We start from the raw sequence: 26,162 nt of genomic DNA on the forward strand, positions 1-26,162 counted from the left end.
TCGATGCTGCGCCGCTTTCCTTAACGAGCCATTAACTCCCGGCGTGGCAAAGACGCCGGTTCGATCATTAAAGGGCGAGCGGCCGGCCCTCGCAAGCGGCGAGTCGATGAATTCCTCGCCAGCCGTTGCCGGCGCACAACGAAAGTGCAGCCCTGCCTGACGATCCGCCTCGCACAGCAACAGCGTGCAGGGCGGGCGGGCCGGCTCGATGCGCCTGCCGGCCAGCCTGCCTCAGGATCGCCCCGAGCATGGCCGACTTCCGCTCCGTCTCGCCGCTCTCCATCGGCGTCGCATCCCTGGCGCGCGGCGCTTCGGGCGCCCCGGGTGCGGGACCGGCGGGATCGGCCGGAGGCGCTGCCACGCCGTCCTCCCCTGCCGCGCCCGGCCCTTCCGCCGCACCGCTGCCCGCGTCATTGCCCGCATCACCGGCGCCCGCATCCCCGGCCGCTTCGTCCCCGGCCGCGTTGTCTGTCGGCTCGCCAGCCGACGGGGGAGCCGCCGGCGGGGCGCTCGGCGCGGAGGCGGCGGCGCCTTCCCCTGTGCCTGAGCCTGTGCCAGGGCCGGAATCGCCACCGGCCGCGCCGGCCGGCCCGTTTTCGCCTGCGGCGGCGGCCCCTTCGTCACCGAGGATCCGCGCCCACAAATCGTCGGTCGCCTGGCGAGCCCTCTCGAGCGGCAGCACCAGCTTGCCGCTGCCGGCGGCCCGGGTCAGCTCGTCGCGCAGCTTCGCCGCGACCCGGTCGCCGCCCGCCGCCGCGATCGCCGCCCAGCCATAGGCGCGCATGATGTTGCGCGGCGTCTGCGAGCCCTCGTAATAGGCATAGGCGAGCCGGCGGATCGTCGCCCAGTCGCGGCTGCGGAACGCCTCGATCTCGGCGGCGCGCTGGCGCTGGCCGACGGGCGTCTCGCGCCAGGTGGCGACGGCCTCGTCCTCGGCCCCCACGATCTCCGCCGGGCTGAGCCGGCGGCCGATGGCCGCAAGGCTCTCGCCGGCACCGGGCAGCCCCTCGGCCAGCGCCAGATCGAGCGCGACATAGGTCGGAGCGAGCCTTTCCTGGGCGATCGGAACATAGGGGTCGATGGCGATGGCCCGGGCGAGCAGCGCCACCGCCGCGCGGTTTCCCTCCATCGCCGCCGGCATGATCAGCCCCAGCGCCCGGCCGGCGTCCTGCGGCGTGCCGCGGCCCTTTAGCAGCACGTCGGCAAGGGCGAGGACGTCCTCCAGCGGCGCGTCCGGGGCAAGCTCCAGCTGCTGCGAGGTCAAAAGCGGCTGGCGCGTCGCCGGCCCGTTGACGATCTCCGGCGCCAGATCCTCGACGTCCCGCGCGTCGACGGCGCCGTCGGTCAGCCGGGCGAGATCGAAGGGCTCGGCCGGCCGCAGGGCGACGAACAGCCGGTCCGGTGCCCTGAGGAAGGCCTGCACCGCTGCCGACCAGCCTTGCGCCCGCTGCCGCAGCTGCGGTGTCGCACCGCCGGGAAGCTTGTCGACGAGCCCCGCCGTCCCGGCGCCGGCGATCAGCGCCGCGGCCGCCGCCGCGGCATCCGGGCTCAGGCCCTGCTCCCGGCCGAGGACGTCGTAGAGCGCCGGGACGAGGCCCATGTCGACGAAGGCGAGGTCGCCCGAGGCCAGCCGGCCGCGGATCTCGGGCCTGTCGCCACCTGCCGCGGGTCCGCCGCCGATGTCGTCCAGCGGAGCGAGCAGGTGGAAGCCTCTCAGATCGGCGTCGAGATCGAAGGCGCCGATCCCGTCGAGACGGGCGCTCGCCTGGACCTGGTAGTCGGCGCGCGGGGCATCGAGGACGAGGCCGACGGTGACGTTGCCGGTCACGGTCTGCCGGTCGAGTGTGGTCAGGACCTCGCGGACCGTCGGATCGAGCGGCAGCGGCCGCGTGTCGACGGCGACGTCGTCGAGGATCAGCTGGTCGGCGCCGACGCGCATCTGCCCGATCCGGAAGTTGACCTTGTCCCGGCCGACCTCCAGCCCCGTCACCACCAGCGAGCGGGTGATCGGATCGTAGCGCCGGCCGTCATAGGTGATTGCGGCGAGGCTGCGCAGCGAGGTTACCGCGAAATCGAAGAGATAGGGCGTGTAGGGCAGGATCAGTCCGGAGAGCCCGCCCGCATCCTCGGCTGCCGGGCCCGCGGGCTGCGAGGTCTGGGCGGTCCCCGGGACCACCGCAGCGCAAGTCAGCACCGCCGCAACCAGCACGGCGAACCTTCGCGACATCGTCATCCTCCCCTTCGGCCGGCGGCGGCGGAGCCGCCCGGGCCGAACTCACGCCGGGCACCGGCCGGGCTCGATACCGGCGGCGCTTGAGCGGCAACCCCTTGGCGCCGGTCGAAGACCGGGGCCGGCGGCATGATAGCCCGCGTGACGAAAGAATCCCAATGCCGAAAATACCGATCAAGACATAAACAAATGTTTATATCCTCTTGTGGCACTGCGTTCTGCCTGCTAAAGCCAGCGCCAACGATCGGGTGCGGTTCGCGCCCCGGATCGACCAACCGCCTTCAGGAAGGGAATTCCCACGCCATGAGCGAACAGACCGACTACATCGTCAAGGACATCGCCCTCGCCGACTACGGCCGCAAGGAGCTCGACATCGCCGAGACCGAGATGCCCGGTCTGATGGCCTGCCGCGAGGAATTCGGCGCCGACAAGCCGCTGAAGGGCGCCCGGATCACCGGTTCGCTGCACATGACGATCCAGACCGGCGTCCTGATCGAGACGCTCGTGGCGCTCGGCGCCGAGGTCCGCTGGGCTTCCTGCAACATCTTCTCGACCCAGGACCATGCCGCTGCCGCGATCGCCGCCGCCGGCATCCCGGTCTTCGCCATCAAGGGCGAGACCCTCGAGGAATACTGGACCTACACCGACAAGATCTTCCAGTGGCCGGACGGCCAGCCGTCGAACATGATCCTCGACGACGGCGGCGACGCCACGATGTACATCCTGACCGGCGCCCGCGCCGAGGCCGGCGAGGACGTCCTGTCCAACCCCGGCAATGAGGAGGAGACCATCCTCTTCGCGCAGATCAAGAAGCGCATGGCCGAGACGCCGGGCTTCTTCACCAAGCAGCGCGAGGCCATCCGCGGCGTCACCGAAGAGACGACCACCGGCGTCAACCGTCTCTACCAGCTGCAGAAGAAGGGCCTCCTGCCCTTCCCGGCGATCAACGTCAACGACTCGGTCACCAAGTCGAAGTTCGACAACAAGTACGGCTGCAAGGAGTCGCTGGTCGACGGCATCCGCCGCGGCACCGACGTGATGATGGCCGGCAAGGTCGCGGTCGTCTGCGGCTATGGCGACGTCGGCAAGGGCTCGGCCGCTTCGCTCCAGGGCGCCGGCGCCCGCGTCAAGGTCACCGAGGTCGACCCGATCTGCGCCCTGCAGGCGGCGATGGACGGCTTCGAGGTGGTCCAGCTCGAGGACGTCGTCTCGACCGCCGACATCTTCATCACCACCACCGGCAACAAGGACGTCATCCGCATCGAGCACATGCGCGAGATGAAGGACATGGCGATCGTCGGCAACATCGGCCACTTCGACAACGAGATTCAGGTCGACGCCCTGAAGAACCTCAAGTGGACGAACATCAAGCCCCAGGTCGACATGATCGAGTTCGCCAAGGGCAACCGCATGCTGCTCCTCTCCGAGGGCCGCCTGCTCAACCTCGGCAACGCCACCGGTCACCCGAGCTTCGTGATGTCGGCGTCCTTCACCAACCAGACGCTGGCGCAGATCGAGCTGTTCACCAAGGGCGAGCAGTACGAGAACCAGGTCTACGTCCTGCCGAAGCACCTCGACGAGAAGGTCGCCCGCCTGCATCTCGGCAAGCTCGGCGCAAGGTTGTCGGAGCTCACCGAAGAACAGGCAGCCTATATCGGCGTCACCCAGCAGGGCCCTTACAAGCCCGAGCACTACCGCTACTGATTTGCGGCCGGCCCTTCGGCCGACTCACAGGGCCCGGCGAAGCGCAAGCCTCGCCGGGCAATTTCATTTCAGCTTTAGTTAAATATTACGGATTGCGCCCGACTCACCAGCCGCTAATATGTCCGAATCAAGGCTTTCCGATGCGGAAAAGAGAGCTTTGAACGAGATGCGTTGAGTTCAGTCTCGACAGCGGCGGCAAAGACGAGGGCAAACTCATATGTCGAGAGACATCGAACCCGGGCGCGGCGGCGCAGGCGGGTCGCGCATGGATTCCAAGCAAAATCTGGCGGCAACGGTCATCCTCCACGGGGCGTGGTGGGCGACGACGACAGCGACAGTTCTGGCGGCCTCCCTGGCGGCCTCGACCGGCCCGGCCGCGGCCCAGGGCGGCGGGCCGGATCTCGCCGTCAATGTCGACCGGATGCTGACCGACATCGATATCCTCTATCTCTCCGCCATCGCTTTCCTGATCGGCGCGGCGATGGTCGCGGCGACCTTTCTGGTCAGGCAGCGGGCCGCCCTCAGCGGCGAGAACGAGGCCTTGCGGAGCGATCTCCATCAGGCCCGGCTCGAGGCCGACGCCCGCACCGCGCTGCTCCTCTCCGGCGACGAGCGCATTCTGGTCTTTTCCGGCTCGCCGACCCCGGAAGTGGTGGGGCAGATCGCGGCGATCCGCCAGATCCCCACCGATCCGGGCCGCTTCCTGATCTTCGCCGACTGGATGCCCGCCGAGCAGGTGGCGCTTCTGGAGGCCGCCATCGCGGAGCTCCTGGAGACCGCCAAACCCTTCCGCATGGCCATCGATCTCGATGCCGAATGCGTCGTCGAGGCGACCGGCCGCACCTCGGGCGGCCTGGCGATGGTCCGGTTCAGCGTTCTCGAGGGGCTGCGCAAGCGCCTCGACGAGCTGTCGTCGTCCCAGTCCCGCACCAAGGCGACGGTGGAGGCGATGCAGCATCTCTTCGATCAGGCGCCGCTGGCGATCTGGCTGCGCGACCGGCACAACCGGCTCACCTGGGTCAACCGCGCCTATGCGACCGCCGTCGACGCCCCCTCCGTCGCCGACGCGCTCGAACGGCAGATCGAGTTCTTCAGCGCCCAGGACCGGCTGCGCATCGCCCGGGACCTCGAAAAGGCCCGCATCTTTACCGGCAAGCTGTCGACCGTCGTCGAGGCCGACCGGCGCAACTTCAACGTCGTCGAGACCATCGGCCCGGACGGATCGGCCGGCCTTGCCATCGACGTCTCCGAGACCGAGCAGGTGCGCATGGAGCTGCACCAGACGATCGTCAGCCAGTCCGAAACCCTCGACCAGCTCGCCACCGCCGTCGCCAGGTTCGACGAGCGCACGCGGCTCTGCTACTACAACGCCGCCTTCCAGCGCCTGTTCGACCTCTCCAACGCCTATCTGGAGACCGAGCCGGATCACGTGGCGCTGCTCGATCACCTGCGCACCCGCGGCACCCTGCCGATCGAGAAGTTGATGCGCTCGGAAATGCGCGAGCAGGATCTGGCCGCCTATCGCGCCACCGAGCCGACCGACACGATGTGGCACCTGGCCGACGGCCGCACGCTGCGGGTGATCGCCACGCCGCAGCCGCGCGGCGGCGCCACCTGGGTGTTCGAGGACATCACCGAGAAGCTGGAACTCGAAAGCCAGCTGAAGTCGACCTCCCAGCTGCAGCGCGAGACCATCGACTTCCTGAACGAGGCCGTTGCCGTGTTCGGCAGCGACGGCAGGCTGCGGCTGTCCAATCCCGCCTTCGCCGACATGTGGGGCTTTGCCGCCGAGATGCTGGAGGCGACGCCGCGCATCCAGACCCTCTCCGACATCGCCATGGCGAAGGTCGAGCCCGCGCAGGGCGGGTCCGAGCAGGATCTGTCCGAAGTCTCGCGCGGCTGGCAGCTCTTCTGCGAGCAGGTCACCTCCTTCGACGAGCATGGCCGCGACACCCTGCGCGGCGAGATGAGCCTCACCGACGGCCGCATCTTCAACTACGCCATCGTCCCCCTGCCCAACGGCCTGACGATGCTGACCTTCTCCAACATCTCCGAGGCGCGGGCCGCCGAGCTCGTGCTGCGCGAGCGCAACGACGCGCTGGAACAGGCCAACCGCATCAAGACCGACTTCGTCCAGCACGTGAACTACGAGCTGCGCTCGCCGCTCACCAACATCATCGGCTTCTCCGCGCTGCTGCGCTCGCCGGAGACCGGTCCGCTCAACGAGCGCCAGAGCGAATATCTCGACTACATCTCCTCCTCGACCTCGACGCTGCTCACCATCGTCAACGACATCCTCGACCTCGCCACCGTCGATGCCGGCATCATGGAGCTCGAACTGTCCGAGGTCGACATCGCCCGCACCGTCGAGCAGGCGGTCGACGGCGTCCGCGACCGCTTCGAGGCGGCCGACCTGCGGCTTTCGATCGACCTCGGCGACGCCGGCACGACGTTCCTCGCCGATGGCCACCGGCTGATCCAGATCCTCTTCAACCTCCTCTCCAACGCGGCGAACTTCGCCCCCGCCGGCTCGACCGTCGGCGTACGGGCCTGGCGCCACCAGGGGATGCTCTCCTTCGAGGTGTCCGACCGGGGGCCCGGCATCGCCAGCGAACAGGTCGAGAAGGTCTTCGAGCGCTTCGAAGCCAATCCGAGCGGCGGCCGCCAGTCCGGCGCCGGGCTCGGCCTCTCCATCGTCAAGAGCTTCGTCGAGCTGCATCAGGGCCATGTCGAGGTCCGCTCGACGCGCGGCTCCGGCACGGCGGTCACCTGCCATTTCCCCCTCGACGGCCTCCTGCCCGACGAGGAGGACGGTTCGTCGTCGCGGTTCCGGAGCGCCGCCGAATGAGCCAGGATGGCGATGCCCTCGCGCCGGTCGCGAGCCTGGCTCTGGCCGATGCCGCGGCCACGGAGCGGCTCGGTGCAGACCTCGCCATGGTGCTGCGGCCGGGCGACGTGGTCGCGCTCTCCGGCGATCTCGGGGCCGGCAAGTCGACGCTCGCGCGGGCGCTGATCCGGGCGCTCGCCGCCGATGACGGTCTCGAGGTCCCCTCGCCGACCTATACGCTCGTCCAGTCTTACGAGAGCGACCCGCCGGTCGCCCATTTCGATCTCTACCGGCTGTCCTCCGGCGAGGAACTCGACGAACTCGGCTTCACTGAGGCGATCGAGGCCGGCATCGTTCTCGTCGAATGGCCGGAGCGCGCCCCGGAGGTCGCACGCGCCGCGACCATCGCCATCGAGCTCTCGCTGCCCTCGGGCGGCGGACGCCTCGCAGCCATTGCCGCAACAGGGAGCGCCGCCGAACGCCTGCGCCGCACCCTCGCCGTGCGCGACTTCCTGGCCGCCGCCGGCCTGCCGGAGGCGCCGCGCCGGCGCTTCTTCGGCGACGCCTCGTCCCGGCGCTACGAGACCGTCCCCGGCGGCGATGCGACCCTCGTCCTGATGGACGCGCCGCGCCAGCCGGACGGCCCGCCGATCCGCGACGGCCTGCCCTACAGCCGGATCGCCCATCTCGCCGAGGACGTTTCGCCCTTCGTCGCCGTCGCGACGGCGCTGCGCACCGCCGGCTTTGCCGCGCCGGCGATCCTGAAGGCCGATCTCGATGCCGGCCTCCTCCTGATCGAACATCTCGGCGACGGCCAGATCATCGACGCCGAGCGCCGGCCGATCCCCGGGCGCTACCGCGAATGCGCCCTCTGCCTCGCCGATCTCCATGGTGTCGCCTGGCCCTCGCAGCTGCCGATCCCCGGCGGCCCGGTCCACCAGGTCCCGTCCTACGACCGCCGCGCGATGACCGCCGAGGTCGAGCTGCTGGTCGACTGGTACCTGCCCGATTTCTTGGGGCGGCCGGCCTCAGTCGACGAACGGGCGCTGTTTGCCGAATGCTGGAGCGCGCTGTTCGACGAACTGGAGGCCGCCGAGCGCAGCCTCGTCCTGCGCGACTTCCATTCGCCCAACGTCATCTGGCGGCCGGATGCCGTGGGCGTCCTCAGGATCGGCCTCATCGACTTCCAGGACGCGATGATGGGGCCTTCGGCCTACGACGTCGCCTCGCTCGCCCAGGATGCCCGCGTCGACGTCTCCGGCGAGCTGGAAGCGGCCCTCACATCCGCCTATGTCGCCCGCCGCCGAAGCGACGATCCGGGCTTCGACCCCTTCGGCTTCGAGCGCGACTACGCCATCATGGCGACCCAGCGCGCCACCAAGATCCTGGGAATTTTCGTCCGGCTTCTCAAAAGAGACGGCAAGCCGCAATATCTACGTCACATACCCCGGCTTAAGGGCTATCTCGCCCGTACGCTCGGCCACCCGTCGCTGTCGGCCCTTCGCCATCTCTATGGCGAGTGGGGCATCCTCGACGAAAAGGCCGCCGAGCGGCATCGCTCAAACGACTGAAGACACCATGACCATTCGCAGCCTCAATGCCCGTTTCAAGCCGAAGACCGCGATGATCCTCGCCGCCGGCCTCGGCAAGCGCATGCGCCCGATCACCTCGACCATGCCCAAGCCGCTGATCGAGATCCGCGGCCACGCGCTGATCGACTACGGCCTCGATGCGCTGGCCCGCAACGGCGTCGAGAAGGTGGTGGTGAACGTCCACTACATGGCCGACCTGATGCGCGCGCATCTGAGGAAGCGCAAGGACATGGAGATCGTCGTCTCCGACGAGACCGACGCGCTCCTCGATTCCGGCGGCGGCGTGGTGAAGGCGCTTCCCGAACTCGGCGCCGATCCCTTCTACCTGCTGAACGCCGACACCTTCTGGATCGACGGCTACCGGGACAATCTCGACCTTCTCGCCGAACTCTGGGCTCCCGAGAAGATGGACGTCTCCCTGCTGATCGCCGAGATGCGCCATGCCACCGGCTATGACGGCGACGGCGACTTCGTGATGGATCCGTCCGGCCGCCTCGCCCGCGTGCCGGAGCGGGTCGTCTCGCCCTACATCTATGCCGGCGGCGCGATCCTGAAGCCGGAGCTCTTCGCCGGCATGAAGCCGGAGAAGTTCTCGCTGAACCGGATCTTCGACCAGGCGATCGAGGCCGAGCGGCTGTTCGGCGTGCGGCTCGACGGCGTCTGGATCACCGTCGGCACCCCCGCCGCGATCCCGCTCGCCGAAGCCGCCTTCCTCGCCAGCGCGGCCGCCTGAGGGCTCATCGCCCGGACTTGGCCGGGCGCGAGCCCCGCAAAAGCCCGACAACGCGGGGCGGACAGCGCAAGGAAGCCGAGCCTGCCGGCTGCCGCGCGTCAGCCGGAGCCGCGTCCTCCCGTCGCCGGCCTCAGCGCCCCATGGCGTAGAATTCGTCGTTGGGCCGCATGCTCGTGACGTTGGCCAGCCGGTTCGACATGCCGAAGAAGGCCGAGATCGCCGCGATGTCCCAGATGTCCTCGTCGGTGAATCCGTGCCCGCGCAGGACTTCCATGTCCGCATCGTCGACCGCGTAGGCCTGCTGCGAGACCTTCATGGCAAAATCCAGCATCGCCGTCTGGCGCGGGGTGATGTCGGCCTTGCGGTAGTTGATCGCCACCTGGTCGGCGATCAGCCTGTCCTTCGCCCGGATCCGCAGGATCGCCCCATGGGCGACGACGCAGTACTGGCACTGGTTGGCGGCGCTGGTCGCCACCACGATCATCTCGCGCTCGGCATTGCTGATCGGCCCCGGCTTGTCCATCAGCGCGTCGTGATAGGCGAAGAACGCCCGGAATTCGTCGGGCCGGTGGGCGAGCGCCAGGAAGACGTTCGGCACGAAGCCCGACTTCTCCTGGACGGCGAGGATCCGGTCCCGGATGTCCTGCGGCATGTCCTCGAGATCGGGCACCGGAAAGCGGCTGACGGGCCGGTCGGTCATGACGGTCTCACTCCCTGTTGCGCGCCCTGTTGCGCGGGTTCTCGCGGCGCATGGCTCGGCCGCAGTCTGTCCGGCACCAGCCACCCTCGCCCGCCGCCATGCCGATCGTTGATGCGCCCCGGTGCCCGTGACGCGGAGGTGGGCGCTGGCGTCCCGCCCTGCCCATCCCGCGCCCCCGGGCCTCGCGACAGCCTTTAGATGACCGCCTCGATCAGGAACGGACCCTTGCGGGCGCAGGCCGATGCCAGGAGGTCGGCAAAGCCCTCCACCGTATCCGTACGGGCGGCCTCCACCCCCATCCCGGCGGCGATCTGCACCCAGTCGAGGTCGGGATTGTCGAGGTCGAGCATCCGCCGCGCGTTCTCGCCGGGCGCGCCGGCGCCGACATTCTCCAGCTCCTTGCGCAGGATCTGGTAGCGGCGATTGGCGAAGATGACCGTCACGATGTCCAGCTTCTCGCGGGCCTGCGTCCACAAGGCCTGCACCGTATACATGCCGCTGCCGTCCGCCTGCAGGCCGATCACCTTGCGGTCCGGACAGGCGATGCTCGCCCCCGTCGACATCGGCAGGCCGAGCCCGATGGCCCCGCCGGTCAGCTGCAGGAAGTCGTGCGGCTCGGCTCCGGAGGTCATCAGGAAGGAGCCGAAGCCGGAGCTGACGGATTCGTCGCAGACGATCGCCTCGGCCGGCATGTGGTGGGCGAGGACGGCGGCGATGGCATCCGCCGTCAGCCGGCCCGACGGCATGGCCGGACGCCGGCGCTCGGACAGTCGCGCCGCAAGATCCGGGCGAACGCCCACCGCATCCGCCAGCGCCTCGATCGCCGCGACCATGTCCTCGCCGTCCGCGACGAGGTCCATGACCTCGCAGGCCTCGGGCAGCATCGAGCTCGGCTTGCCGGGATAGCCGAAGAAGCCGACCGGCGCCTTGGCGCCGATCAGGATCACCTGCTCGGTCTCGGCGAAGGCCTCCAGCGCCTGGTCGACGCCATAGGGCACCCGGTCGACGACGGGCAGCCCGGCCCCGCGCCGGATGCGACCATTGGCCTGCTGCGCCATCAGCCGCGCCCCCGCCGTGTTGGCGATCCGGTCGAGGCGCTTCAGCGGCCCCTCCCGCAGGGCGGGACCGGTGGCGATTATGGTCGTCCGCCGGCCGGAGCGCAGCGCCTTGGCCGCCCTGTCGATCCGGCCCCTGTCGGGCTGCCGCAGGACCTGGCGCGGTGCGCGGCCGGCGGTCTTGACGGTGGTCGGGCTCCAGGCGGCGTCGGCATGCAGGATCAGCGTCGCGATCTGCCCGGGGCTCCGGGTCGCCGCGCTGATCGCCTCCTCGGTCCGCTGGCCGACGCTGTCGGCAAGGTCCGCCCGGCCGATCCAGTGCGACACCGGCCGCGCCAGGGACTCGATGTCCGAGGTCAGCGGCGCGTCATGGGGCAGGTGGAAGGTGGCATGGTCGCCGACGACGTTGACGATCGGCGTCGCGGCGCGGCGGGCGTTGTGCAGGTTGGCGATGCCGTTGGCAAAGCCCGGCCCCAGATGCAGCAGCGTCGCCGCCGGCTTGTCGGCCATGCGCGCATAGCCGTCCGCCGCGCCGGTGACGACGCCCTCGAACAGCCCGAGCACGCAGCGCATCCTCGGCTGCCGGTCGAGGGCGGCGACGAAATGCATCTCCGACGTCCCCGGATTGGCGAAGCATACGTCGATGTCGTTGGCGAGAAGCGTCTCGCAGAGAAGATCGGCGCCGTTCATGTGCAGTGTCCTCCATTCATTCTTGTCTCGGCGAACCCGCGGCGGCCCTCACCCTGCCGCCGCATCGCCGGAAAGTGCTCCCGGGCATGAAAGATATCGCGCCGAAACGCCGGCGGAACAGGTCGTCGCCGGTCTGTCCGGTCGCGGCGCGCCCGGGCTCGTCCGCGTATCCCTCCCCGCCCGGCCTCAGGCCCTGACGTCGATGATCACCCGGCCGCGGATCCTGCCGGCGACGATCTCCTCGGCGAGCCGCGGCAGGTCCGACAGGGGCTCGACATGGGCGATCGTCTCCAGATGCGCCTTGTCGAGATGCTCGGACAGGGTCGCCCAGGCCCGCTCGCGCTTCGCCCGCGGCGTCATCACGCTGTCGATGCCGATCAGCGTCACGCCGCGCAGGATGTGCGGCGCGACGGTCGCCGGCAGGTCCATGCCCCCCGCCAGGCCGCAGGCCGCCACCGCGCCGCCATAGGCGGTCTGGGCGAGGACATTGGCGAGCGTGGTGGAGCCCACCGTGTCGACGGCCCCGGACCAGCGCTCCCTGTCCAGCGGCTTGCCCTTCTCGGCGAGGCTGGAACGCTCGATGACGTCGCTCGCCCCGAGGCTTGCGAGATAGTCATGGGTCTCGGGCCGCCCGGTCGAGGCGGTGACGGCATAGCCCTTCGCCGCAAGGAGGCTGATCGCGGTGGAGCCGACGCCGCCGGCCGCCCCGGTCACCAGCACCGGAAGATCCTTCTTCGCGATCCTGCCCCAGTCCTCCAGCGCGTCGACGCAGAGCGCCGCCGTATAGCCCGCCGTCCCGATCGCCATGGCCTCCCGGAAGTCGAAGGCCTCAGGCAGCCGGATCAGCCATTCCGGCTTGACCCGCTGATAGAGCGAATAGGCGCCCCATTCGGTCTCCGACATGCCCCAGCCATTGGCGACCACCTTGTCGCCCGGCTGCCATTCCGGCGAACGGCTCTCCACCACCGTCCCGGCGAAATCGACGCCCGCCACCATCGGCAGCCGCCGGGCGATCCGGCCCTTGCCGCTGACGGCGAGCCCGTCCTTGTAGTTCAGCGTCGAGAAGGCGATCTCGACGAGGACGTCGTGGTCCGGCAGGTCGGCGAGCTGCAGCTCGCGGAACTCGGCTTTCGGCTTGCCCTCGTGATCGACGATCATCAGGGCGCGAAACGGCTCGGTCATCATTCTCCTCCCCTGCGGCGTCTCCGGCCGCGCGCGGTGCAGGCGGTACCGGCGTCCAGTCTCCCCACACGAACCGATGTCGGCGGCGAATCGGAGAGGCTGCCGCCGGACCATCGGCCGCTGCGCCGTCCATCCTGTTCGCCGATCCGGGGGATGGCAACCTCCCTGGCGCTGCCGGGATCTCGAATGGGCGGGTTTGCGTCCCCGCCGGACAGGACCGGTCGCATCCGTCCGCCTGCGCATCGTGCCGAGCTCGAACCCGGTGGCCGGGCGGAAGCGACAGCACCGCCCAAACGACTGCGGCGGGGGACATGTCCATGTTCCCCGCCGCCAGCATCAGTCGACGTCCCGAACCGCCGGGTCCAGGCTCGCGATCCTGCGTCAGTCGCCGCTCGTCTGGCCGGGGACAAGGCCGCCGGCCGGCGCGGTCGTGTCGGCGCCGTTGCCCTGATCGCCGCTCTTGGCGGTCGACGAACCGGATTCCTGCGAACCCGTCGCCTCGTCACCGCTCGACATCGTCGAACCGCTGGTCGTCGAGGAGGTGGAGCCGGTCGTGTCCGAAGAGCCCTCGGCGCACTGCGCGGCGGTCGGGTTGGCGGCGCAGTCGGTCACCGAGCCGGAGGTGGTCGGCGATTCTTCGGTCGAGCGCGCGCCTTCGGTGCTGCCGGATCCGCTCTGAGCGAAAGCGGGGGCAGCGACGAAGAGGCTGGCGGCGGCGGCTGCGACGAGGAGTTTCATGACATCACCTTTCGAGTGTCGTGGAGATGGACAGGAAACCGCTCAGCCGCGGCAACGGTTGCTGCGGCAAAAGCTGCATCTTACAGCGACCTGAACACCCTGTGGTGCTCCATGCCGGGCGCATCGGGCGGCGAACCGCGGATGGCCCCGCGCCCGACCTGCCGCCACCGGGCGGCTCAGAGCGTCGCCCCGATCTTCCACGGCACGAATTCGTGATCGCCATAGCCGAACTCCTCCGACCGGCTCTTCCTGCCGGAGGCGACGTCGAGGATCGTCTCGTAGATCGAAAGGCCGAGCGTCTCCAGATCGGCCTCGCCGGACAGCACCCGGCCGCAGTCGATGTCCATGTCTTCCGGCATCGCGTTGAACAGCGCCGTGGTGGAGGCGAGCTTGATGCTCGGCGTCGGCTTGGCGCCGAAGCAGGAGCCGCGCCCCGTGGTGAAGGCGATGACGTTGCCGCCGCTCGCCACCTGCCCCGTGGCCGAGACCGGATCGTAGCCGGGGCTGTCCATGTAGACGAAGCCCGGCCGGTCGATCCTCTCGGCATAGGCGAAGGCCCCCGAAACGGGCGCCCGCCCGCCCTTGGCGACGGCGCCGAGGGACTTCTCGAGGATCGTCGTCAGGCCGCCGCGCTTGTTGCCGGGGGACGGGTTGTTGTCGAGTTCGGCGCCGTTCTTGGCGGCATAGTCGCGCCACCAGTCGATCATCGCCGCGATCCGGCCGCCGGTCTCGGCGTTCGAGCGGGCGATCAGCAGATGCTCGGCGCCGAAGATCTCCGGCGTCTCGGACAGGATCGAGGTGCCGCCGGCCGCAACGAGGATGTCCGAGGCGACGCCGAGGGCGGGATTGGCGGAAATGCCGGAGAAGGCGTCGGACCCGCCGCACTGCATGGCGAGCGTCAGCTTTGCCACCGACTGCTCGGTCCGCCGGTCCTTGTCCGCCGCAGCGGCGATCGGCTCCAGGATCTCCAGCGCTCGGCGCACCGCCGAGGCCGAGCCGCCCACCTCCTGGATGTTGAAGGTGGCGAAGCGTTCCTTCGTCCATTCGGTCGGCTGATAGAGCGTCAGCTGGTTCACCTCGCAGCCGAGGCCGATGATCAGGATGCCGCCGAAATTGGGGTGGTCGCGATAGCCCTTGAGGGTGCGCACCAGCGTATCGAAGCCCTCGCCCGATCCGGCCATGCCGCAGCCCTGGTCGTGGACGATGGCGGCGAAACCGTCGATGCCGGGGAAGCGGGGCAGCAGCCGCTTCTCGGCCTCCGCCGCAATGGCGTGGCAGACCGTGGTCGAGCAGTTCACCGAGGCGAGGATGCCGATGTAGTTGCGGGTGCCCGCCCGCCCGTCGGGGCGCAGGAAGCCTTGGAACGTCGTGCGCGCCGGCAAGGCGCGCGCCGGCGCCGGCGTCGGCGCCGCCGCGTTGCGCAGGTCCGCCATGCCGCAATTGTGGCTGTGAACGTGCTGCCCGGCCGCGATCGGCGCCGTCGCCCGGCCGATGACCTGGCCGTATTTCACGATGGAATCGCCCTCGGCCCGGTCGACCAGTGCGAGCTTGTGCCCGACGGGAATCGGGTTCCTCAGTGTGATCCCCTCGATGGTTTCGCCGATCGCCAGCGGCCGCAGCGCCACCGCCACCGTGTCGGCCGGATCGAGCCTGAGAACGTTCGGGGTCCGCCCGGTCACCTTGGTCGTGTCGTCCATTGGTCAGTTCCTCCCATGGGTGGTCCTGCCCGATCGGGCATCGCGCGCGATCGGCACGGAACGCGCCCGCTCCACCGTGACGCCCACCATGCCTCTATATGCTGGACAAGCGCCCGCCACGCCAGCCTCGGGCAGCTCGCGAGCGTCTCGTTGCAAGGCGGTGGAATGGGGTGGAGGGGCGTGCATGGGCTGCAGCCAAGGCCGGACCGCGAGACCCGCAACCGGCCGCAGCGCTGCGCATCCGAGCGCCAGCGGCGCCGCTGGCGGCCGCGGGACGCATGATCCGGCCGGCCCCGTCGCTTCCTCGCGACAGGATCATGGAGGGCCGGACGGCTCGACGGAACCGGCAGCGATGCCGCATGGACGCGGGCAAAAGCCGGGCGGGCATCCCCGCCCGAGCCGGCTTCCATCTCGGTGCTTCCACCAGCCCCGTCCAGCTGATTGATCTGGCGCCGACAATAAGCTACCTAAGGGAAGCCTGGATACGGCTGTGAATGGAGATTCGCAGCGACGCTCGCCCACTTGTCCCGCCCGACGGGCCGTCGCCCGGAAGGACGACAGGATCGGAGCACTGCGGACGACGGTTGGGGCCGTGGGTCCCGGGTCGAAGGTCCCGGGTCGAAGGCGGGGCTCGAAGCTCGGGGTCGGGGGCCGTGTAACGCGGGACGCGAAGGGTCCAGCCCACCGCCCGCTGCGCCAGGCCGGATCCGCAGGTCGCCGTCGCTTACTTGTTGACGGCGTCCTTCAGGCCCTTGCCAGGGGCGAACTTCGGGACGTTGCGAGCCGGAATGTCAACTTCCGCGCCCGTCGAAGGATTGCGCCCCTTCGAAGCGGCACGGTGGGAGACGGAAAACGTGCCGAAGCCGACGAGACGGACGTCGTCGCCTTTCGACATGGCGGACTCGATGGCGTCGAAAACGGCGTCCACCGCAGCACCGGCCTGCTGCTTGGAAAGCTCCGCCTGTTCTGCAACGGCGGAGACGAGGTCGTTTTTGTTCATGTGTATCCTCCTGATCGGGCGTCTTCGCCCATCTGATTCCATGAAAAGAACCAGCATTCACTTTTGCGGAAAGCCACAATCTCGGCAATGTCCGCAACCGGGAATTCCAGGAATGCTCATGGAAATGCCGCCCCTGGGGGCGGCATTCCTTCACATAATCAGCGGAGTGAGGTCAGTGCGCAACAGCCGTCGCACCTTCATCCGCAGGGTCGGGCCCCTTCAGGGGCTCCTCGGTTTCCGACCATTCGACCCGGTGGAGCGGCTCGGTCAGCGCATGCTGCAGCACCTCTCCCATCCGGGAGACCGGGACGATCTCGAGCTGGTTCTTCACGTTGTCGGGGATGTCCGCCAGGTCCTTGGCGTTCTCCTCCGGGATCAGAACCTTCTTGATGCCGCCGCGAAGCGCCGCGAGCAGCTTCTCCTTGAGACCGCCGATCGGCAGAACGCGGCCGCGTAGCGTGATCTCGCCGGTCATGGCGATGTCGCGCCTGACGGGGATGCCCGTCATCACCGAGACGATGGCCGTGGCCATCGCGGTGCCGGCGGACGGACCGTCCTTGGGCGTCGCGCCTTCCGGCACGTGCACGTGGATGTCCCGCTTCTCGAACAGCGGCGGCTTGATCCCGTAGTCGAGGGCGCGCGAGCGGACATAGGAGGCCGCCGCGGAGATCGACTCCTTCATGACTTCCTTCAGGTTGCCCGTCACCGTCATCTTGCCCTTGCCGGGCATCATGACGCCTTCGATCGTCAGCAGTTCGCCGCCGACTTCCGTCCAGGCGAGACCGGTCACGACGCCGACCTGGTCGTCGAGCTCCGCCTCGCCGTAGCGATAGCGGGGCACGCCGAGATAGTCGCCGATGTTCGCGGCCGTCACCTCGACGGTCTTCGTCTCGCCCTTGAGGATCTTCGTCACCGCCTTGCGGGCGAGGGTCATCAACTCCCGCTCGTAATTTCGCACACCCGCCTCGCGGGTGTAGCGGCGCGCGATCTCCTGCAGGGCATCGGCCGAGACCGAGAACTCCCCATCCTTCAGGGCGTGGTCGCGGATCGCCTTGGGCAGAAGGTGCCGGCGGGCGATCTCGACCTTCTCGTCCTCGGTGTAGCCGGCGATCCGGATGATCTCCATCCGGTCCATCAGCGGCGCCGGGATGTTGAGCGTGTTCGCGGTCGTCACGAACATCGTCGCCGACAGGTCGTATTCCACCTCGAGATAGTGGTCCATGAAGGTCGAGTTCTGCTCCGGATCGAGCACCTCGAGCAGCGCCGAGGACGGATCGCCCCGGAAGTCCTGGCCCATCTTGTCGATCTCGTCGAGCAGGAACAGCGGGTTCGCCTTCTTCGCCTTCTTCATCGACTGGACGACCTTGCCGGGCATCGAGCCGATATAGGTGCGACGGTGACCGCGGATCTCGGCCTCGTCCCGCACGCCGCCCAGCGCCATGCGGACATACTCGCGCCCGGTCGCCTTGGCGATCGATTTCGCGAGCGAGGTCTTGCCGACGCCCGGAGGGCCGACGAGGCACAGGATCGGGCCCTTCAGCTTGTTCTGCCGGCTCTGCACGGCGAGATATTCGACGATCCGCTCCTTGACCTTGTCGAGGCCATAGTGGTCCGCGTCGAGGATCTCCTCGGCCTTCTTCAGGTCGATCTTGATCTTCGACTTGACGCCCCAGGGCAGCCCCAGCAGCCAGTCGAGATAGTTGCGCACCACCGTCGCCTCGGCGGACATCGGCGACATCTGCTTGAGCTTCTTGAACTCGGCATTGGCCTTTTCGCGGGCTTCCTTGGAGAGCTTCGTCTTCTTGATGCGCTCCTCGATCTCGGCCATCTCGTCGCGGCCGTCCTCGCCGTCGCCGAGCTCCTTCTGGATCGCCTTCATCTGCTCGTTGAGGTAGTACTCGCGCTGGGTCTTCTCCATCTGGCGCTTGACGCGCGAGCGGATGCGCTTCTCCACCTGCAGGACGGAAATCTCCGATTCCATGAAGCCGAGGGCCCGCTCGAGACGCTCGCGCACGGAGAACAGCGACAGCATCTCCTGCTTCTCGGGGATCTTGATCGCCAGATGCGAGGCCACCGTGTCGGCAAGCTTGGAATAGTCCTCGATCTGGCCGGCGGCGCCGACCACTTCGGGGGAGATCTTCTTGTTCAGCTTGACGTAGTTCTCGAACTCCGAGACGACCGAACGGGCCAGGGCCTCGACCTCGACCGGATCGTCCTCGCCGTCGCCGACGAGCTCGGCCTCCGCCTCGTGCCATTCGGTGCGACTGGTGAAGGACCGGATCTCGGCGCGCGAGACGCCTTCGACGAGAACCTTCACGGTTCCGTCGGGCAGCTTCAGGAGCTGCAGGACGTTCGCCACCGTGCCGACGGGATAGATGCCGTCGGGGGCCGGATCGGCGTCACCGGCGTTCTTCTGGGTCGCAAGCAGGATCTGCTTGTCGGCGCCCATCACTTCCTCGAGCGCCTTGATGGATTTTTCGCGACCGACGAAGAGCGGCACGATCATGTGAGGAAACACAACAATGTCGCGAAGCGGCAGCACCGGGAACAGTGCCGGTTCGTCCGCCTCCGGGCGTTCTGGCGTATGGGACATCATTTTTCCTTTCTACGGCCGAAGCCGTTTGCGGCCCTCAGGCGCAAACCTTGACGCAAGCGCTTGCACGAGAGGCCATTCGCCAAGACCAATCTGGCGTCGAAGGCCCTGAAATTCAAGCGCTCGCAACGCGCCTCGCCGTGCAGCGACAGATCCACGCAAGACAGATACATGACAGCAAAATGCCCGCTCCGGAGATCCGGAGCGGGCATTGTCAGTCGCCGGGGCGGGACGATCCGTCACGCCGAGACGTTTTCCTTCTCGTCCGCCCGATCTGCGTAGATGTAGAGCGGCCGGGCACTGCCCTCGATCACCTCCTCGGAGATGACGACCTCCTGCACGCCCTCGAGGGTCGGCAGGTCGAACATCGTGTCCAGCAGCATGGACTCCATGATGGAGCGCAGGCCACGGGCGCCGGTCTTGCGCTCGATCGCCTTGCGGGCGATCGCCTTCAGCGCGTCCTCGTGGAACGTCAGGTCGACGTTCTCCATCTCGAACAGCCGCTGGTACTGCTTGACCAGCGCATTCTTCGGCTGCTCCAGGATCTGCACCAGGGCGATCTCGTCGAGATCCTCCAGCGTCGCCAGGACCGGCAGGCGGCCGACGAATTCCGGGATGAGGCCGAACTTCAGGAGATCCTCCGGCTCGACGAGGCGGAACACCTCGCCGGACCGACGATCCTCGGGCGAGGAGACGTTGGCGGCAAAGCCGATCGAGGTCTTGCGGCCACGGTCGGAGATGATCTTGTCGAGGCCGGCGAAAGCGCCGCCGCAGATGAACAGGATGTTCGCCGTGTCCACCTGCAGGAATTCCTGCTGCGGGTGCTTGCGACCCCCCTGCGGCGGCACGGAGGCGACGGTGCCTTCCATGATCTTCAGGAGCGCCTGCTGCACGCCCTCGCCCGACACGTCGCGGGTGATCGAGGGATTGTCGGACTTGCGCGAGATCTTGTCGATCTCGTCGATGTAGACGATGCCGCGCTGGGCCCGCTCGACGTTGTAGTCGGCCGACTGCAGGAGCTTCAGGATGATGTTCTCCACGTCCTCGCCGACATAGCCCGCCTCGGTCAGCGTCGTCGCGTCGGCCATGGTGAACGGCACGTCGAGGATGCGGGCGAGCGTCTGGGCGAGCAGCGTCTTGCCGCAGCCGGTCGGGCCGATCAGGAGGATGTTCGACTTCGCCAGCTCGACGTCGTTGTTCTTCGCCGCGTGGGCCAGCCGCTTGTAGTGGTTGTGCACCGCGACCGACAGGACCTTCTTCGCGTAGGACTGGCCGATGACGTAGTCGTCCAGGACCGCGATGATCTCCTGCGGGGTCGGCACGCCCTCGCGGGACTTCACCATCGAGGATTTGTTCTCCTCGCGGATGATGTCCATGCAGAGTTCGACACACTCGTCGCAAATGAAGACCGTCGGCCCGGCGATCAGCTTACGGACTTCGTGCTGGCTCTTTCCGCAGAAAGAGCAATAGAGCGTGTTCTTCGAATCGCCGCCGCTCGTTTTGCTCATGCGTCTTTCCTTCCAATCGGGTATACGGCACCCGCTAGCGTCTCATCTGCGCACCCGCGCCCGGCAGAGCCGGAACGCCACCCGCGGCGGGAACGCCGATTCCCCCCGGATCTCACACTCGGATCTCACACAGCAACCCACATACTACGGCATAGCGCCAATTGCTTATGTGGCCCTTAACGGGCAATCCCACTATTATCGGCGTCCAACTGTGGCCGGCAAGTGACGAACCCGAAGGAATCGGCCTTATTTGGCCAATTCCTTCTCGAGCGCGTCGCGAGACGAATAGACTTTGTCGATCAGGCCGAAGGCCTGGGCTTCGCCGGCAGTCATGAAATGGTCGCGATCGAGGGTCCGGTCAATGGTCTCGTAGTCCTGACCGGTGTGTTCGACATAGATCTCGTTCAGCCGGCGCTTCAGCTTGATGATGTCCTGGGCGTGGCGCTCGATGTCCGAGGCCTGGCCCGAGAAGCCGCCCGAGGGCTGGTGCACCATGATGCGGGCGTTCGGCGTCGCGAACCGCATGTCCTTGTGGCCGGCGCACAGGAGCAGCGAGCCCATCGAGGCCGCCTGGCCGATGCACAGGGTCGACACCGCCGGCTTGATGAACTGCATGGTGTCGTAGATCGCCATGCCGGAGGTCACGATGCCGCCCGGCGAGTTGATGTAGAGGGCGATTTCCTTCTTGGGGTTCTCGGCCTCGAGAAACAGCAGCTGGGCGCAGACCAGCGTCGCCATCGAATCCTCGATCGGACCGGTGATGAAGATCACCCGCTCCTTGAGGAGGCGCGAAAAGATGTCATAGGCGCGCTCGCCGCGGTTGGTCTGTTCGACCACCATCGGAACGAGGTTCATCGCGGTCGTCATCGGGTGATTCATGTTCTTGTCTCAAAGGTCACGAATGAAGGAATGGACGGGCCGGCCATCGCAGAGAATCAGCGACGCCAGCGTTCGTCCTAGATAGGGCGTTGCGCCGGGGCTCCGCAACCCGTCCGAGGATTGCGGCGGCCGCTGCGTCGTTTCTGAGTAAATACGAAGGCTGCCGACCGATCGCCGCCGGGCGGCTGGCGCTGCGAGGCCCATGCCCCTTCGATCGGGGTCGGAACGGTTAACGGTCGCCGGCTCGGCGGGCCGGGGCGGGACGCTCGAGCGCCCCTCCCCTTCGGTCTGGGCGGCGCGGTTACCCGCGTCCCCCGCCGGCGCTGTCGATGTCGGTCGCATCCGGCGGGATCGGCTTGCCGTCGGCCTCGCTGGTGCCGTGCTGGGTCATGTCCCGGTCCTTGGCCGGGCTCTGAGGCTCCGCCGGCTCGGCCTCGACGATCTTCGGCTTCGGCGATGGCTCGTTGCGCAGCCGGATCGGCGGCGCCTTGCCGCCCCGGTCCTCGCCGAACCAGACCGTCATGTGCGGGAACGGGATCTCGATGCCGCGCTCGTCTGACATCCGCTTCACGATCTCGCGATAGGCGCGGCCGACGCCCCACTGGGTCCCTGGCTTGGTCATCACCCGCCCGCGCACCACCACGGCCGAATCGGCGAGCTCGTTGACACCCCACATGTCGAAGCCGGAGATCAGGTTCTCGCCGACATTGGTCGTCTTCAGCTCCTCGAAGGCGTCGATCATCATCGCCTTCACGTCCTCGACGTTCTCGCGGTAGGCGACGCCGACATCGGCGACGTAATAGGCGAAGTCCTTGGAGAAGTTCGCCACCTGGTCCACCGAGGAGAACGGAATCAGGTACCAGGTGCCGTCGACGGTGCGCAGGCCGACCGAGCGCACGGTCAGCTGCTCGACGACGCCGGAGACGCCGTTCAGCTCCACCACGTCACCCTCGTTCATGGCATTCTGGATCTGGATGAAGGCGCCGGTGATGATGTCCTGCACGAACTTCTGGGCGCCGAAACCGATGGCGAGGCCGACCACACCGGCACCGGCGAGGAGCGGCGCGATGTCGATTCCGATCTGCGAGAGCACCAGCATCGAGATGACGACGACGAGAGTGATCGTGAAGGCGTTGCGGAACAGCGACAGCAGCGTGCGCTCGCGGGCCGTCGGCACGCTGCCGTAGTTCGGGTTGAGCCGGTATTCGATCCAGGACGAGACGCCGAGATAGATGGCGACCGCGATCACGACGATCAGCAGCGCGCCGATCAGGCTGGCCGCATAGCGCTGGCCGATCGCCGAGGCGAACCAGCTGCTAAAGTCCGACAGGGCCCAGGCGTCCATGATGTAGGTGACGACCACGAAGACGACGACGAAGCTCAGCACCGTCAGGAGCTTTGGCACGAAGCCGTTGAGCCGCCGCTCCAGGAGCGGCAGGCGGTATTTCAGCTCCTGCGGCACCTTCACGCCATGGGCGATCATCCGCGCCAGGACCGAGAAGACGAGGCCGCCCAGCGCCATCGCGGCGACCGACTTGCCCGTCGCCGTGGCGACGAAGGTCAGCCCATCATCCGGGCTCTGCAGCCAGACGACGAACAGCGCGATGGCCGCCATGATCGCCAGCACCCACCAGATCTGGCCGATGACCGCATGGACGAAGGCCCTGAAGCCGGTGTCGCCCTGCTCGCGGGCGCGCTTCAGCCGCTCGCGCACGACGCCGCGATTCTTGAGGATCAGCCCGATGGCGAGGCACAGCGAGCCGAAGGCGACGATGAACTCGGTCGCCGCGGCGGCCGCCTGGGTCGAGGCCCACTGGACGATCGGCGCCACGAAGAGGAACGTGTAGCCGAGGATCGAGATCAGCCGCGACAGCCAGAAATACCAGTAGCTCGCCTGCCGGTTGGAGAAGGGCGTCAGGCGCAGGGAGGGATAGTTCGGGGCGACGAAGGCCGACAGCCCGACCTTGATCATCTCGATCAAAAGGAAGGCGTTGAGGAAAAGCGCCTGGCTGAACACCGGCCGGGTGCCGCTGTAGAGCGTCGCCACCAGGTAGCCGCAGGCCCAGCTGGCCACCACGACGAAGGCCTCGATGGCCCCCGAGGCGGTCAGATAGCCGAGCTTGCCCAGCGGGCCGGCATGTTCGGCCCGGTCCGACAGCCGCCGGAAGATGCCACGCTCGGCATAGCGGGCACCGAACAGGATCGCGAAGACCACGACGGCGACGAGGGCCACCGGCAGGATCGCCTGGAGGATGTTCGGCAGGTCGATCGACCCGGCGCCGGACAGCATGTCGAGCGACAGATCGACATATTGCGGCACCTGCTGGACCGTCTCGGCGATCGCGCCGATGAACATGCGGGTGTATTCCGCGACGCGGCCGGGCAGCGAGCGGACGATCTCGCCCGGCTCGTCGGCATTTCCGGCGGTGGCCCCTGCGCCATCCGCGGAGGGAGCCTTGTAGGCCGCCGCCTTCAGCGATTCGACGAGCTTCTTGCGGGTCGCGTCGTTCTCGAGGATCCTGATCAGCTCGTCCATCGACGGCTCTGCCGCATTGGCATTCGCCTGGCCTTCGGCAGCCGTTTCCGATCCGCCGGTCAGCCCCGGGATGCTCTGCGCCATGGCGGTTTGCGGCATCGCCGCCAGCAGGATGACGAAAGCGGCGAGACCGCCCGTCAGAAAGCGGGCGAGATGCGAACGCAGGCAACGAAACGTCATGGCGGGGAAGGATCTCTCGTCGATGTCCGGTCGGACGGCGTTGCGTCGGCCGGAGCGCCGGGTTCGCCGGAAAGTGGGGTGGATGCAGCCGCCTATCGCCGATCGCTTTGACCAGAGTGCGGCAGGCAAAGAAAAAGGGCCGGTGGTGGCCGGCCCTTCTCGTCATTCCGTGAAATTGGCCCAAGAGCGGGGCCGACGGTCTCAGGCGGCGGTCGTCTCGTCCGCCTCGTCCTCGGCCATCAGCTCTTCCTTGGTCACCGTCTTGTCGGTGACGTCGACCTGGGCGAGCAGATGGTCGACGACCTTCTCCTCGTAGAGCGGCGCGCGGATGCTCTGGATCGCCTCGGGATTCTCCTGGAACATCTTGAGGATTTCCTGCTCCTGGCCCGGGAAGCGGCGCATCTGCTCGAACAGGGCGCGCTGCAGCTCCTCCTCGCCGACCTGGACACCGGCCTTCTCGCCGATCTCCGACAGGACGAGGCCGAGACGGACGCGGCGCTCGGCCAGGCGCCGATACTCGGCGCGGGCCTTCTCCTCGGTCGTGTCCTCGTCCTCGAAGCTCTTGCCGCTCTCGGTCAGCTCGCGCTGCACCTGGTTCCAGATGTTGTCGAACTCGGCCAGGACCAGCTTCTCCGGCAGGTCGAAGTCGTAGTCCTTGTCGAGCGCGTCGAGGAGCTGGCGCTTGACCTTCTGGCGCGTCGCCATGCCGTACTGGCTCTGGATCTGATCGCGGACGATCTCCTTGAGCTTGTCGAGGGATTCGAGGCCGAGCTTCTTGGCCATCTCGTCGTCGATCGCCGTCTCGGTCGGGCTCTGCACCTGCTTGACGGTGACGTCGAAGGTGGCGAGCTTGCCGGCGAGATGGGCGGCGCCGTAATCTTCCGGGAAGGTGACCTCGACGAGCTTCTCGCCGCCCTTCACGGCGCCGATCAGCTGGTCCTCGAAGCCGGGGATGAAGCGGTTCGAGCCGATGACCAGATCGGCGTCCTCGGCCGCGCCGCCCTCGAAGGGCTCGCCGTCGATCTTGCCGACGAAGTCGATGGTGACCTTGTCGCCCGTCTCGGCGGCGCCGTCCTTTTCCTCATAGGTGCGGGCGTTCTCGGCGAGCCGCTCGACCTGCTCGTCGACTTCCGCGTCCGACACCTCGACGATCGGCCGCTCGATCTTGATGCCGCTCGTCTCCTTGACGTCGAACTGCGGCAGCGTCTCGTAGGACAGCGTGAACTTGAAGTCGCTCTGGCCGTTCAGGACCTTCTCGGCCTCGCCCTCGTCCTCGCTCATGGCGATCTCGGGACGCATGGCGGCGCGTTCCTTGCGCTCGGCCATCACCGAACCCGGCGTCTCGTTCAGGATCTCGTTGACGATCTCGGCCATCAGCGACTTGCCGTACATCTTGCGCAGATGGGCGACAGGCACCTTGCCGGGACGGAAACCCTTCAGCTGCACCTTGTCCTTCGCCTCGAAAAGGCGGGTCTGAAGGCGCGCCTCAAGGTCCGAGGCGGGCACGACAATCTCGATCTCGCGCTTGAGGCCCTCGGCCTTGGTTTCCGTAACCTGCATACTTTAATACCTTCTCGATCCTGTTTGCTGCGCGGGCCGGCGACGATCCGGAGGCCTGGCCGTGCGCACTCTCGTTGAATTCGGCCGTTGAATTCGGCAGTGGTGCGGGTGGAGGGACTTGAACCCCCAAGCCTCTCGGCGCTTGGACCTAAACCAAGTGCGTCTGCCAATTCCGCCACACCCGCGAGGCGCATCGGCCACGGACGTTTGCGAAGCGCGCGCCTCTATATCACCGCGAATCCGACCATGAAAGGGCAAAACCGAGGGTTTGGGAAGGGGCTTGCCGGCGCGACCGGGCGCCCGCGCCTCGGCCGGCCCCGCAATTTTCTCCGCATCTGGCCCCGCGAATTCCGCACACTAGTTGATCAATGGCCAGGTCAGGCCTGCGCAAGGAAGCGGCATTTCGCAGACAAGGCCCTGTCTTTGCTGACGAATTGTTAACTCATGTTGCGTTGCACAATTCGCATTGCTGCCATGCAGACGAGCCGCTAGCACGCAATGCCCGCCGGACTTACTTTGCAATCAACACGACGGACGAAGCGACGCGCTTCTCCGACGAATTCGAAATGACGATTGAAAGGAGGTTCTGAAATGAACCTTGTCCGTTCCTACCAGTCCTGGCGCCGCTACCGCGAGACCGTCAACGAGCTGAACCGCCTGTCCCAGCGCGAGCTCGCCGATCTGGGCATCGCCCGCACCGACATCCCCTCGGTCGCCCGTCGCACGGTCGTCTGAGGACATAAGTTTCACGGTTTCGC

17 protein-coding genes and 1 tRNA gene are annotated in these 26,162 nt (G+C 67.6%); 5 read left to right on the plus strand and 13 right to left on the minus strand.

Annotated features, from left to right (window positions below; translation table 11 throughout):
* Positions 1 to 67: 67 nt before the first annotated feature.
* Entirely contained in the window at positions 68 to 2,227 is a 2,160-nt protein-coding gene (locus ATO4_RS04935) for a hypothetical protein (RefSeq protein WP_139802260.1), read from the minus strand.
* A 306-nt stretch (positions 2,228 to 2,533) separates the two neighbouring features.
* On the opposite strand from ATO4_RS04935, the gene ahcY reads away from it, so the two are divergent.
* The 4 genes from ahcY to ATO4_RS04955 all read left to right on the plus strand — a co-directional run bounded on the left by ahcY (position 2,534) and on the right by ATO4_RS04955 (position 9,086).
* Positions 2,534 to 3,934, plus strand: a complete 1,401-nt coding sequence (gene ahcY / locus ATO4_RS04940) for an adenosylhomocysteinase (protein ID WP_083590301.1) — start codon at positions 2,534 to 2,536, stop codon at positions 3,932 to 3,934.
* 265 nt (positions 3,935 to 4,199) lie between these two features.
* Positions 4,200 to 6,782: a PAS domain-containing sensor histidine kinase gene (locus ATO4_RS04945; RefSeq protein WP_245308577.1), complete on the plus strand. Its 2,583-nt coding sequence runs from the start codon at positions 4,200 to 4,202 to the stop codon at positions 6,780 to 6,782.
* Positions 6,779 to 8,332 (plus strand): tRNA (adenosine(37)-N6)-threonylcarbamoyltransferase complex ATPase subunit type 1 TsaE, encoded by a 1,554-nt coding sequence (gene tsaE / locus ATO4_RS04950; protein WP_083590302.1) that lies wholly within the window; start codon positions 6,779 to 6,781, stop codon positions 8,330 to 8,332. The genes ATO4_RS04945 and tsaE overlap by 4 nt, the downstream gene beginning before the upstream one ends.
* A gap of 7 nt (positions 8,333 to 8,339) precedes the next feature.
* Positions 8,340 to 9,086 carry a nucleotidyltransferase family protein gene (locus tag ATO4_RS04955; protein ID WP_083590303.1) on the plus strand — a complete coding sequence of 249 codons (747 nt, stop codon included), beginning with the start codon at positions 8,340 to 8,342 and terminating at the stop codon, positions 9,084 to 9,086.
* A 130-nt stretch (positions 9,087 to 9,216) separates the two neighbouring features.
* Here ATO4_RS04955 and ATO4_RS04960 read toward each other — a convergent pair whose 3' ends face one another.
* From ATO4_RS04960 to ATO4_RS05015, 12 genes are all read right to left on the minus strand, one after another.
* Positions 9,217 to 9,786 (minus strand): peroxidase-related enzyme, encoded by a 570-nt coding sequence (locus ATO4_RS04960; protein ID WP_083590304.1) that lies wholly within the window; start codon positions 9,784 to 9,786, stop codon positions 9,217 to 9,219.
* A 194-nt stretch (positions 9,787 to 9,980) separates the two neighbouring features.
* Positions 9,981 to 11,531 (minus strand): acetolactate synthase large subunit, encoded by a 1,551-nt coding sequence (locus tag ATO4_RS04965; RefSeq protein WP_083590305.1) that lies wholly within the window; start codon positions 11,529 to 11,531, stop codon positions 9,981 to 9,983.
* A 186-nt stretch (positions 11,532 to 11,717) separates the two neighbouring features.
* Positions 11,718 to 12,713 carry an MDR family oxidoreductase gene (locus ATO4_RS04970; RefSeq protein ID WP_083590381.1) on the minus strand — a complete coding sequence of 332 codons (996 nt, stop codon included), beginning with the start codon at positions 12,711 to 12,713 and terminating at the stop codon, positions 11,718 to 11,720.
* Positions 12,714 to 13,094: 381 nt separating this feature from the next.
* A complete protein-coding gene (locus ATO4_RS04975) occupies positions 13,095 to 13,451 on the minus strand; it encodes a hypothetical protein (protein ID WP_083590306.1) in 357 nt (118 codons plus the stop codon).
* A gap of 176 nt (positions 13,452 to 13,627) precedes the next feature.
* A complete protein-coding gene (locus ATO4_RS04980) occupies positions 13,628 to 15,148 on the minus strand; it encodes an altronate dehydratase family protein (RefSeq protein WP_083590307.1) in 1,521 nt (506 codons plus the stop codon).
* Positions 15,149 to 15,872: 724 nt separating this feature from the next.
* A complete protein-coding gene (locus ATO4_RS04985) occupies positions 15,873 to 16,190 on the minus strand; it encodes an HU family DNA-binding protein (RefSeq protein ID WP_280940479.1) in 318 nt (105 codons plus the stop codon).
* Between the two features lie 130 nt (positions 16,191 to 16,320).
* Entirely contained in the window at positions 16,321 to 18,741 is a 2,421-nt protein-coding gene (gene lon, locus ATO4_RS04990) for an endopeptidase La (protein ID WP_083590382.1), read from the minus strand.
* A gap of 239 nt (positions 18,742 to 18,980) precedes the next feature.
* The gene (gene clpX / locus ATO4_RS04995) at positions 18,981 to 20,249 is read right to left on the minus strand and encodes an ATP-dependent Clp protease ATP-binding subunit ClpX (RefSeq protein WP_083590309.1); all 1,269 of its coding nucleotides are present in this window, start codon (positions 20,247 to 20,249) and stop codon (positions 18,981 to 18,983) included.
* A 246-nt stretch (positions 20,250 to 20,495) separates the two neighbouring features.
* Positions 20,496 to 21,128: an ATP-dependent Clp protease proteolytic subunit gene (locus ATO4_RS05000; protein WP_083590310.1), complete on the minus strand. Its 633-nt coding sequence runs from the start codon at positions 21,126 to 21,128 to the stop codon at positions 20,496 to 20,498.
* A gap of 301 nt (positions 21,129 to 21,429) precedes the next feature.
* Entirely contained in the window at positions 21,430 to 23,844 is a 2,415-nt protein-coding gene (locus tag ATO4_RS05005) for a mechanosensitive ion channel domain-containing protein (RefSeq protein ID WP_083590311.1), read from the minus strand.
* A 201-nt stretch (positions 23,845 to 24,045) separates the two neighbouring features.
* A complete protein-coding gene (tig, locus tag ATO4_RS05010) occupies positions 24,046 to 25,404 on the minus strand; it encodes a trigger factor (protein WP_083590312.1) in 1,359 nt (452 codons plus the stop codon).
* Between the two features lie 100 nt (positions 25,405 to 25,504).
* Positions 25,505 to 25,589, minus strand: a tRNA-Leu gene (locus tag ATO4_RS05015).
* A 406-nt stretch (positions 25,590 to 25,995) separates the two neighbouring features.
* Between ATO4_RS05015 and ATO4_RS05020 the strand changes: the two genes are divergently transcribed.
* The gene (locus tag ATO4_RS05020; protein WP_083590313.1) at positions 25,996 to 26,139 is read left to right on the plus strand and encodes a DUF1127 domain-containing protein; all 144 of its coding nucleotides are present in this window, start codon (positions 25,996 to 25,998) and stop codon (positions 26,137 to 26,139) included.
* Positions 26,140 to 26,162 lie beyond the last annotated feature (23 nt).

This window comes from Aurantimonas sp. 22II-16-19i, from assembly GCF_002088275.1.
GTDB lineage: Bacteria > Pseudomonadota > Alphaproteobacteria > Rhizobiales > Rhizobiaceae > Jiella.